The sequence below is a fragment of the Pseudoalteromonas sp. SWYJZ98 genome (genome assembly GCF_015864495.1).
Lineage (GTDB): Bacteria > Pseudomonadota > Gammaproteobacteria > Enterobacterales > Alteromonadaceae > Pseudoalteromonas > Pseudoalteromonas distincta.
In genome coordinates this window covers 22,951-30,845 of sequence record NZ_JADYXA010000041.1, presented here as the reverse complement: position 1 = coordinate 30,845, position 7,895 = coordinate 22,951, and the positions used below count along the sequence as shown (strand labels likewise).

Below are 7,895 nucleotides of genomic sequence, written 5' to 3'. Positions count from 1 at the left end.
GTATGTTCGTTAATCATAATGTGCCCTCAAACAAGATTTGAAGATCTGATCATGACATTGAGATTTAGTTCAAAAAAATCCCCGCTAATTTCTTAGCAGGGATTTGTGTATAAGAGACAGCCAATTGGCGCCTTTATTGTAATCTTATTAGCTAAAGCAATTTGCTTTTATAAGATCAGTGATTATTTGTTGTGATGGTTTTATTTTTTCCATCGCTAAAAATTCATCAGGCTGGTGTGCTTGGTTAATTGAGCCTGGGCCCATTACAATCGTTTCACAACCGAGTTGCTGGATAAACGGCGCTTCAGTGCAGTAATTTACTGCGACCGCTTTTTGCCCCGCTATTTTTTCAGCCATTTTTACTAAAGCACTGTCGGTGCTACCACTAAATGCCGGTATTGGTTCATGTAAATCAATAACGCTCACCGCATTTGGGTATTGCTGATTTATCTCTTTCGTTGCATCGAATACTAATGCTTGTAGTTCTTGTACACTTAAACCTGGTAATGGGCGCATATCTATATGCATTTCACAGCAACCACAAATTCTATTCGCGTTATCGCCGCCATGAATATTACCTAAGTTTAATGTTGGATAAGGGATTTCGAAGTGGTTTATTGAATACTTATGCTTTAAATGTTCTTTTAAGATCATCAATTTTGTAATCACTTTATGCATTACTTCAATGGCGTTAAGACCACGTTCGGGATCGGAGCTATGCCCAGAGCGACCAACTACTCTTATTGCTGTACTCATATGGCCTTTGTGCATAAATACTGGCGTCATATCAGTAGGTTCGCCTATTATACAACGCGCAGGTTTTAAATTCGGGTGCTTACATATTTGTTGTGCACCAGCCATCGTTGTTTCTTCGTCAGCGGTGGCAAGGATTAAAATAGGCTGAGTTTGCTGCTTTTCATCAAGTTCACTAATCGCTTGTAATACAAAAGCAAAAAAGCCTTTCATATCAATACTTCCTAGCCCATACAATTTGTTATCGAGTTCGGTAAGTTTAAATGGATTATGATTCCAACGACTGTCATCAAAAGGCACTGTGTCGGTATGACCAGCTAGCATTAATCCGCCATCACCTTCTCCGCGTTTTGCTAATAAATTATAGCGCCCTTTACCTCCTTCTAATTCTATAATTTCACACGTAAAACCGATTGTTTCGCACCAACTGGCTAGGAGTTCGATTACGTTTTTATTGCTCATACACAGGTTGTCTTCAATAGCACTAATAGAAGGGGCTGCAATCAATTGTTGGTACATGGAAATAAACGAAGGCAAAGGCATAAAAAAATCCAAAATTATTATTCAATTTAATTGCATAACAATATAAAAGTATTTATGATGAATATCAATTCACTTTTTAAGCATAAATATATTAAAAGTAACACCATGAAAATAATGCGACGATAATCAAAATTCATTAATAAAAAAGACTTAATTAGCGTCTAAGCTAGTTTAAGCGAACATTATAGATAAGTAGTAATTAATTTTAAGATAACGAGTAACAAATGAATGTAGTGATTATTGGCGCAAGCGGATACAGCGGCGCAGAGTTAGCAAGTTTAGTTGCTAAGCATCCAAACTTAACTTTAACAGGCTGTTATGTATCAGAGGGTAGCTTAGATAAAAATAAATTGCTAAGTGATTTATACCCGGAGCACCTTGGCTTACTAGACTGCCCTTTACTTCCTCTTAGCGTATCAGCTTTTGATGACATTCAAAGTGATGCTGATTACGTATGCTTATGTACCGATCACAAAGTAAGTGTTGATCTAGCGCCGCAATTTTTAGCTATGGGTAAAAAGGTATTTGATTTATCTGGTGGCTATCGTTTAGCAAGCAATGACGACTACGTTACTTACTATGGTTTTGAACATCAACATCCAGAGCTTTTAAATGAAGCGGCTTACGGTCTAGCTGAGTGGAACCATGATGCTATCGCTAATGCAAAGCTAATTGCTGTTGCAGGCTGTTACCCAACAGCAGCGCTTAATGCGCTAAAACCGCTTAAGCAAGCAGGCTTATTGAGCAGCGAAAGTATTATTATTAATGCGGTTTCGGGCGTTACAGGCGCAGGGCGTAAAGCCAGTGTAGGAACACATTTTTGTGAAGTGTCGCTTGCACCTTATGGTTTGTTTAACCATCGCCACGGCCCTGAAATTGAACAACACCTTGGCCACAAAGTGTTGTTTACACCGCATCTAGGTAATTTTCCGCGCGGTATTTTAGAAACTATTTATGTACAGCTTAAGCCAGGCGTTACCAAGGAAAACGTTGCATCGGCTTATCAAGTACTTTCGAGCGAGCCATTAATTCGCTTATTAGGCGATAAAGTACCTTCAATTAAAGGTGTAGCTAAGCAGCCATTTGTTGATATTGGCTGGCAGCAACAAGGAACGCAGTTAATTGTGATGTCTGCTATTGATAACTTATTAAAAGGCGCTGCTGGACAAGCTTTGCAGTGTATTAATATTTCTATGAATTTAGATCATACCACTGGTTTAAAAGGAGCGTTTTAAATGAGTAAAAAAACGTGGGTAATTAAACTAGGTGGTGCAGTACTTAATACAGAAAATGCAGCAAAAGCGTTGTTTGATGTATTAAATGAGCAAAAAAATGATGAGTTTGTGATTGTACATGGCGGTGGCGCTTTAGTTGATACATGGTTAAAACAAGCGGGTTTTGCCAGTGCTAAACACCAAGGATTACGTATTAGCCCAGCAGAGCAAATGCCTTATATAGTCGGAGCACTCGCAGGTTGCGCTAATAAACAATTAATGACTCAAGCTATTAGTGCTGGGCACAAGCCTGTCGGCTTAAGTCTTTTTGAGGCAGGTGTTACTGCCACTCAAAAGCTAAAAGCGCTTTGCTTAGTGGGTAAATGTAAAAGCAACGACGATTCTATTGTTAATGATTTACTTAAAATCGGTCGCCTACCCATTGTTAGCTCTATAGGCTTTGATGAGCAAGGGCTTTGGTACAACGTAAATGCAGATGAAGCAGCAGGGGCTATTGCTAGTAACTTAAATGCTGAGCTTATTTTTATGACGGATGTTGAAGCAGTGCTTGACGAAAATAAACAGCCGTTACATCAACTTGACACAAAACACATTGATACTTTAATTACAAATGGAGTAATTGTGGGCGGGATGGAGGTCAAAGTTAAGACCAGCCTTCACGCTGCCCAACATTTACGACGCGGTGTGTATATTTCCAGCTGGCAAAAGCCAGAAAATTTAACTGCTCTGCTACAAGGCGAGCATGTCGGAACTAAGATTACACCATAGGTTTATTATGTTTGAGAATTTTTTAACGGGTTTAGAGTTAGACCAAGAAGGCGCACTTAATTTATTAAAGTTAGCGCAAGATATAAAAGCAAAACCAGAAAAATACAGCAATGTATTAGCGGGAAAATCAATCGTAACATTGTTTGAAAAACAAAGTTTACGTACTCGCTTATCGTTTGATATAGGTATTAACCGTCTTGGTGGCCATGCAGTTTATTTAGATCAGCAAAATGGCGCTATGGGTGCACGTGAATCAATTAAAGATTTCGCACTTAATATTTCTACTTGGGCTGATGGTATTGTTGCACGCGTAAATCAGCACAGCACATTAACTACATTAGGTGAATACGCATCAGTACCGGTAGTAAATAGTTTGTGTGACTTATACCACCCATGCCAAGCTCTTGCTGATTTTTTAACGCTTCAAGAAGTTCACGGCGATGTGAGCGAGCTTAAAGTGGCTTACTTAGGTGAGGGCAACAATGTAACTCATTCATTAATGCTTTTAGCGGCAACGCTTGGCACTGATTTTGTTGCTGTAACGCCAAAAGGCAGCTCGCCTGATTCGCAAATTCTTAAAAAGGCAGAGCAAATAGCGGCAATGAATGGCGCATCAGTGATGGTAAGTGACCGTGTTGAAGCGGCTGTGGGTGCAAACGTTGTATATGCAGATACATGGGTATCAATGGGTGATACAACACCACTTGAGCAAGTTAAAGAAAAATATATGCCTTATCAATTAAATCAGGCATTGCTAGATCAAACAGGTGCAACTACGGTATTACATTGCCAACCGGCACACCGTGAATTTGAAATTACCTCTGAGGTAATGGATGGTCCAGCATCGAAAATTATTCAACAAGCAGAGAATCGCATGCACGCGCAAAATGCTTTGCTAGTTACATTACTAAATCCAAATTTTGTTAAGGAACACCTATGAGTTCAATTAAAAAAGTCGTTTTAGCCTATTCAGGTGGTCTTGATACATCGGCTATCGTGCCATGGTTAAAAGAAAACTACGGTTGTGAAGTTGTTGCGTTTGTAGCGGATGTAGGTCAAGGCGCAGAAGAACTTGAAGGCGTAGAAGCTAAAGCAATCGCTTCAGGTGCTTCAGAATGTTACGTAGTTGATTTAAAAGATGAAATGGTAAGTGATTACATTTATCCAACACTTAAAACGGGCTCGATTTACGAAGGTACTTATTTACTAGGTACGTCTATGGCGCGTCCTATTATTGCTAAAGCACAAGTTGAAATTGCACGTAAAGTAGGTGCTGATGCACTTTCTCATGGTTGTACTGGTAAAGGTAATGACCAAGTTCGTTTTGAATCATGTTTTGCAGCCCTTGCTCCAGATTTAAAAGTAATTGCGCCATGGCGTGAGTGGGACTTATCGAGTCGAGAATCATTACTTGATTACTTAGCAGAGCGTGACATTCCGTGTTCAGCATCTGCTACAAAAATTTATAGCCGTGATGCTAACGCTTGGCATATTTCGCACGAAGGTGGTGAGCTTGAAGATCCATGGTGTCAACCAACTGAGCAAGTATGGACTTGGACTAACTCTCCAGAGCAAGCACCAGATAAATCAGAACTAGTAACTTTAAAAGTTGTTGAAGGCGAAGTGGTTGCTGTAAATGGCGAAGAACTTAAACCATATGACTGTTTAGTTAAATTAAACGATATTGCATCACCTCATGGCGTTGGACGTGTTGATATTGTAGAAAACCGTTTAGTAGGTATGAAGTCACGCGGTTGTTATGAAACACCAGGTGGCACAGTAATTATGGCTGCGCTTCAAGCCATTGACGAGCTAGTGCTTGATAAAGCAAGCCGTAAATGGAAAGAAGTACTAGGCGGTGAATTTTCACATTTAGTATACGACGGACGTTGGTTTACACCACTTAAAGATTCTATTTTAGCCGGTGCAGAAGCACTTTCTAAAGTGGCAACAGGTGAAGTGGTACTTAAGCTTTATAAAGGCCAAGTAACTGCGGTTCAAAAGCAATCACCAAATAGCTTATACAGCGAAGCATTTGCTACATTTGGTGAAGATGATGTGTATGACCAGTCACACGCTGAAGGCTTTATTCGTTTATTCTCGCTTTCAAGCAGAATTTCAGCATTGGCTAAAAAGTAAATTATTTAATAGCCCCTTATAAAAGGGGCATTACAGGGTTTGGAGAGATTTCATGGCATTATGGGGCGGACGTTTTTCTACGGGTCCAGATGAGGCGTTTAAGCAATTTAACGACTCTCTTCCCTTTGACTACCAGTTAGCAGAGCAAGATATTATTGGCTCTGTGGCATGGGCAGGTGCACTTGAACAGGTAAATGTACTTTCAAGTGATGAGCATACAAAATTAGTTGCTGCATTAAATGAGCTACTTGAAGAAGTTAAAGCTGATCCACAATCAGTTGCTACTTCAGGTGCAGAAGATATTCATTCACACGTTGAAGCTGCTCTAATTGAAAAAGTAGGTGATTTAGCTAAAAAATTACATACAGGCCGAAGCCGTAATGACCAAGTTGCCACCGATTTTAGACTATGGTGCCGTGATACAGCCGATCATTTATTAGATGCCATTGCACAGCTAAAAGGCGAATTTGTAGCGCTTGCAGAACGAGAGCTTGGCACAATATTGCCAGGTTACACGCATTTACAGCGCGCACAACCAGTATTGTTTAGCCACTGGTGTATGGCGTATGTAGAAATGCTAGAGCGCGATGAAAGCCGCCTGCAAGATGCTAAAGCGCGCATGAATTTTTGCCCATTAGGCAGTGGTGCATTAGCAGGTACAGCTTATCCGATTGATCGCCAAGCATTAGCCCACGGATTAGGTTTTACAGCGGCTACAAAAAATAGCCTTGATGGCGTATCTGATCGTGACTTCGTGTTAGATCTTTTAAGTTGTGCGTCTATTTCGATGATTCACTTATCTCGTATGTCTGAAGATTTGATTTTTTATAATTCAGGTGAAGCCGGATTTATAGAGCTTGCTGATAACGTCACGTCAGGCTCATCGCTCATGCCTCAGAAAAAAAATCCTGATGCACTTGAGCTTATTCGCGGTAAAACTGGACGTGTATTTGGTGCATTTAGCGCTATGATGATGACACTAAAGGCGCTGCCACTTGCATACAATAAAGATATGCAAGAAGACAAAGAAGGCCTGTTTGACGCTATGCCAACATGGCTTGCATGTATTCATATGGCGCAAGCATGTATTAAAGGCGTAAAAGTAAATGGTGATAAAACGTTAGCAGCGGCAAAAGGCGGCCACGCTAATGCCACCGAGCTTGCTGATTACTTAGTTGCTAAAGGTGTGCCATTTAGAGAAGGGCATCACATTGTGGGTGTACTTGTACAGCTTGCGATTAGCGAAGGTAAAACGCTTGAGGAGCTATCACTTGAGCAGTACAAATCAGTAAACACTGTATTTGAAGATGATGTTTACCCAGTACTTGAAATTGATGCGTGTATAAAAGCGCGTCAAGCGCTTGGTGGGACGTCTATTGAGCAAGTAACTAATGCTGTTAAAGAAGCCAAAAAAAAACAGCAAATAACGGTACGTGATGCAAATTTAGATGATGTAGAGGCAATTGCAACACTTATACAGCATTGGGCAACGGTAGGCGAAAACCTACCGCGTGCAAAAAGCGATATGGTGCACTCTATTAACGAGTTTGCAGTTACTGAAATAAATGGAAAAGTGTCAGGTTGTGCATCGTTATACATTTACGATACCGGCCTTGCTGAAATACGCTCATTGGGTATAGACCCAAAAAGTAAAGTGACGGGGCAGGGTCGACAGCTTGTAGAGCACCTACTTACTAAAGCCAAAAAATTGGCACTTAACCGAGTTATTGTATTGACCCGTGTCCCCGATTTTTTTGAACAACAACGTTTTACTTTTTGTAGCAAAGACTCTTTGCCTGAAAAAGTAATGAAAGATTGTGAACTTTGCCTTCGTAAAGAAAATTGTGACGAAGTAGCAATGGAATATATTTTGAAGCTAAGTACACGTGCGGAGATCCCGTGTAAATACGTAGCTTAAACTCCCTGGATACAAAAAACGTACGGTTATCCCTGTGCGTTTTTTTATATTTGCAGTAAACTGGTCGGAGCTGTTTAGTTTGATTATATTTTTTGAGTGAATTTTAATGCGTCAAAAAAAGTTGGCGCATGTATTGCTAACTATAAGGTAGATAGCAAAATAGCTATCACTGCTTAAAACAGGTAATGCATTTATCTACATAATAATGTGGTTAAAAGTTGCACCAAATATAAATAAAACTTTTACAAGGATCAATCACATGCAAGTTTCAGCTAATAGCCAATTACAAATGCAAGCATACAACAAAACACAACAATTAAAGCCTGCAATGGAACAAACTGCTAGCCCTAAAACCCTGCAATCTGATACAGTAAGCTTCTCACAAGAAGCGATGACTGCTGCGAGTAATGAATTGCAGCGTGGTGGTGGTTCTATTCTTTCAGGCCAGAAACCTAAATAAATGTAAGGTATTGAATGTTTTTAACTGAGTTCTTTGGTCTTTTTTCATTATCAGCTTTTGTTATGTGGGCTTTTTTAAT

7 protein-coding genes are annotated in these 7,895 nt (G+C 39.9%); 6 read left to right on the top strand and 1 reads right to left on the bottom strand.

All coding sequences use genetic code 11. The features are described 5' to 3' along the window. Positions 1-147 precede the first annotated feature (147 nt). Complete coding sequence (argE, locus tag I6F10_RS16985; protein WP_165744979.1) at positions 148-1,296, bottom strand: acetylornithine deacetylase; 1,149 nt, start codon at positions 1,294-1,296, stop codon at positions 148-150. A gap of 224 nt (positions 1,297-1,520) precedes the next feature. Here argE and argC point away from each other — a divergent pair, with 224 nt between their 5' ends. The 6 genes from argC (at position 1,521) to I6F10_RS16955 (ending at position 7,816) form a co-directional block, all read left to right on the top strand. Further along, a complete protein-coding gene (argC, locus tag I6F10_RS16980) occupies positions 1,521-2,531 on the top strand; it encodes an N-acetyl-gamma-glutamyl-phosphate reductase (RefSeq protein ID WP_024596072.1) in 1,011 nt (336 codons plus the stop codon). Continuing rightward, a complete protein-coding gene (gene argB / locus I6F10_RS16975; RefSeq protein ID WP_197099155.1) occupies positions 2,532-3,299 on the top strand; it encodes an acetylglutamate kinase in 768 nt (255 codons plus the stop codon). A 7-nt stretch (positions 3,300-3,306) separates the two neighbouring features. Beyond that, positions 3,307-4,239 (top strand): ornithine carbamoyltransferase, encoded by a 933-nt coding sequence (locus tag I6F10_RS16970; RefSeq protein WP_002958764.1) that lies wholly within the window; start codon positions 3,307-3,309, stop codon positions 4,237-4,239. After that, complete coding sequence (locus I6F10_RS16965; protein WP_007377844.1) at positions 4,236-5,438, top strand: argininosuccinate synthase; 1,203 nt, start codon at positions 4,236-4,238, stop codon at positions 5,436-5,438. Before I6F10_RS16970 ends, I6F10_RS16965 begins: the two co-directional genes overlap by 4 nt. A 52-nt stretch (positions 5,439-5,490) precedes the next feature. Next, positions 5,491-7,356, top strand: coding sequence for an argininosuccinate lyase (gene argH / locus I6F10_RS16960; RefSeq protein WP_002958762.1), 1,866 nt, complete (start codon positions 5,491-5,493; stop codon positions 7,354-7,356). Positions 7,357-7,615: 259 nt separating this feature from the next. Then, complete coding sequence (locus I6F10_RS16955; RefSeq protein WP_165744982.1) at positions 7,616-7,816, top strand: hypothetical protein; 201 nt, start codon at positions 7,616-7,618, stop codon at positions 7,814-7,816. Positions 7,817-7,895: the final 79 nt, after the last annotated feature.

Coding starts and splice junctions, on each gene's coding strand:
- argE (WP_165744979.1), bottom strand. CDS start 1,296: ATGCCTTTGCCTTCGTTTATTTCCATGTACCAACAATTGATTGCAGCC.
- argC (WP_024596072.1), top strand. CDS start 1,521: ATGAATGTAGTGATTATTGGCGCAAGCGGATACAGCGGCGCAGAGTTA.
- argB (WP_197099155.1), top strand. CDS start 2,532: ATGAGTAAAAAAACGTGGGTAATTAAACTAGGTGGTGCAGTACTTAAT.
- I6F10_RS16970 (WP_002958764.1), top strand. CDS start 3,307: ATGTTTGAGAATTTTTTAACGGGTTTAGAGTTAGACCAAGAAGGCGCA.
- I6F10_RS16965 (WP_007377844.1), top strand. CDS start 4,236: ATGAGTTCAATTAAAAAAGTCGTTTTAGCCTATTCAGGTGGTCTTGAT.
- argH (WP_002958762.1), top strand. CDS start 5,491: ATGGCATTATGGGGCGGACGTTTTTCTACGGGTCCAGATGAGGCGTTT.
- I6F10_RS16955 (WP_165744982.1), top strand. CDS start 7,616: ATGCAAGTTTCAGCTAATAGCCAATTACAAATGCAAGCATACAACAAA.